The organism is Nocardia africana NBRC 100379 (genome assembly GCF_001612635.1).
Classification (GTDB): Bacteria; Actinomycetota; Actinomycetes; order Mycobacteriales; family Mycobacteriaceae; genus Nocardia; species Nocardia africana.
Window position 1 is genome coordinate 1 of sequence record NZ_BDAV01000057.1, and the last position, 3,041, is coordinate 3,041.

Annotated in this window: 2 protein-coding genes; both read right to left on the bottom strand. The window is 63.3% G+C overall.

What is annotated here, in order from left to right; genetic code table 11:
* On the bottom strand, positions 1-1,127 hold a 1,127-nt coding region (locus NA3_RS35070), incomplete at its 3' end, for a DNA recombination protein RmuC (RefSeq protein ID WP_062969205.1).
* 1,335 nt (positions 1,128-2,462) lie between these two features.
* Positions 2,463-3,041: hypothetical protein (locus tag NA3_RS37945; protein WP_167355098.1), on the bottom strand; the 579-nt coding region annotated here is incomplete at its 5' end.

The window sequence follows — 3,041 nt, forward strand, 5'->3', positions numbered from 1 at the left end:
CCCAGGCTGGCGCCCATAGCATTGAGGTGATCGGCCATCGTGGCGATTCGCCCATACAGCTCACGTCCGAGTTTCGCTATCTCCTCGGCGTTTACCGACTGTGTGTGCTTCTGCCACATGTAGGCGACCGTGCGCAGTGACATCAGCAGATTCGTCGGGGTAGCGATGATGATCTTGCTGCGGATCGCGTGATCCCACAGCCCGGGGTCATGGTCCAGAGCCGCGTGCAGGAAGGCATCGGCGGGCAGGAACATCACCACGAATTCCGGCGTGCGCGCAAACTGCGCCCAATACTGTTTGCCCGCAAGCTGTTCGACGTGCCTGCGGACGTTGCGCGCATGCGCGGCGACACGCTCCTGGCGGGCAGCCTCATCGTCGGCATCCTGCGCGTCCAGGAATGCCCCGAACGGTGCTTTCGCATCGACCACGATCGTCTTGCCGCCCCCGAGGTTGATAACCATGTCCGGCCGCACATTCTTGCCTTCGCCGTCGGTGACGACATGCACTTGCTGCTCGAAGTCGACATGCTCGACCATGCCGGCCGCCTCCACGAGAGTGCGCAGTTGAAGCTCGCCCCACTGCCCGCGAACTCCCGGCTTGCGCAGCGCGGTGACCAGTTGCTCGGTCTCCTTTCGGAGCCGTTCGCTGGTGTTATTGGCCATCTTCACCTGCTCGGCGACCGCCGAAAACGCGCCGACACCGCTTTCGTGGAATGTCTGCACCTTGGTATAGAGCTTGTCCAGCTCCTGACGCAGCGGAGTGACCATGGCTTCGATCGCGCTCTTGCGCTGATCCATCTCCCCGGCCGTAGCCTTCGCACGATGATCGGTCAGCTCGGTGAACCGCTGAATCAGCTGAGAACCGGACTGCGCCAATACCTCCCCGGCCATCTGCCGGACGGTGTCTTGCATCTCCTCCTGAGCGCCGCGCAGTAGGTCAAGCTGATCGGCGTACTTCTGCCGCTCCCCATCCAGCTGAGCTTGCAGGCCACCCCGCACGGTAGCGGCTTCCTGGAGCTGCTGCTGCAACGCCTGGACCTGCGCCACCGCGGTGTCGCGTTCGCTACGCGCCCGTTCAGCCTGCTGATGTTCGTGGCGGGCACGTTCCTCGGCACCGTCGGCCGCCACGCGAGACCATGTACCCGGCACCCGCTGCCAGCACAGCGACGATGACAACGACGATAGTGAAAGCAATCGAACTGATCACGCCAAACCCTCCATGACTGAAATGATTTCGGGCACCGGCCCTACCAAAACAGAGCCGGTTAAGGTGACGCAGACGATCGACCAGAACTCGGAGGTGTCGATCGGCGCAGAGCATGCCACACCCCACCGACATGTTTCGCCAGCCGAGACCGCACCTCACCGATTCCGGCCGCATTGTCGCTGGCCGGCGCGGAAATGGCCTGGAGGACTAAGGCATAGGATCATCCCAGCGAATGATGTCAGCATCGTGTCACGAAAGTCGTTGCCCGGCAACGTTGGTAGCGGTTTCGCCGGCTTCAGCAGTCCGGTTGCAGCGGGTAACACGGCCGAGCGGTTCCGGGGGTCATCGACGGAACCTCCGCCTGCGCTGGACCAACCGCAGACGGGGCGGGCACCTCGGTCACCGACGTAGCATAGGGATCGAGCAGCCCGCGGGGAAACGGCGGATGTTGTCCCGGCGGGCGCGGGCCCGCCGGCGGCCGGTAGCCGGTCGAGGTGTAGCTGGGCCGCCAGGCGTTGTAGTGATCCTCATAGGAGTACCGCATTCCGGTCGGCATCGATGGCTGCACCGCGGTATCCGGGTCGGGAGTCCACTACGTAGTCGGCGGCACCGACACATGCGGCCGATCTTGTTGAACCCCAGCACGTTTTGATCGAACTTGCATTCGATTCGAGGAACCTCCTGGTGATGGTTGGCCTGGCGGATGCCGCCCGGCGTCACCTCGCTGGCGGTCGAGGTCGAGGAATACAAGCTCACCAGAAACTCGACCTACCAGCCTCGCGCCGGGCACCGACAGGATCAGAGGATCAGATGCTGCTCATCACATGCCGGGCGGAAGTGGTTCCTCAACGAGCACCTCGTTGCAGACTGGGCACCGGAACGGGACGAGCTCGAGAGCTTCGCGCTTCTCTCCACAGTTCCTGCACCAATTGTATTCGAACTGGGCGAAGTACTGATCCAGCCGCTCGTTCATAAGACCCCCATCCGGCGGCCCGATCCTCGGAGACCGCGCACGTGCCAGCAGTCTCGCACAAGGCGCCGGGTACCGACAAAGAAAGAAGTACCCATGTCGATACATTGGACTCACGCGGGCAGACTGCGGCATCCGTCGTTGAGTGGATTGCGAGACACAAGGTCCGTCTGAATGGAACATCCATGGCGACAGATGGATTCGCGGGTGGCGCAGGCGGCTGCCGACCGTGGCGGAGCCGGCGACGGGTGGCCGGTTTCAGATCGCAGCACTGGGAGTTTCGTGCCTACTGGTCCGGTGGGTTCGGCGGCAGGCGGTCCAGGCCGTCGTAAAGGGTGTTCACGAGCAGTTCGTCGCGGCGGGCGATGGGATAGTTCACGGTCCGGTCTTGGCGTCGGCCGAAGGTTACCTTGGTGGATCGCTGGAACCAGTGATCGATGCGAGTCGCGGTGACCGGCGACTCGTCACCGTTGACCAGAATCATCAGGAACGGTGAGAGCGCCAGGATCCAGCACTCGTCGGCGGTCGAGGCGCCGGTGACCAGGTCGATCGTGATTGTCGAGGCGCTGGTATTCATGTAGGCCGTGCCGACATTGGCGAGGGCGACGTGCAGGGTGAACGGCGCGATGGAGGTAGGTTCGTCGTTGAAGTAGGCGGCTTGCAGTTGCGGATGGTCAGCGAGCAGGCGGCGGGTATCTTGCACGGCAAGGATGCCGCCGAGGATTTGGCGGGCGATTCGTCCCGGATGCAGGTTGTTCAGCGACTCGCGATCGACACCACGGCCGTGTTCTAACGGAAGCGTGAACGCGGCGCCATCGGGGCGGGTCAGGCTCCACAAATCATTCGGATCGCCACCGGTGACTTG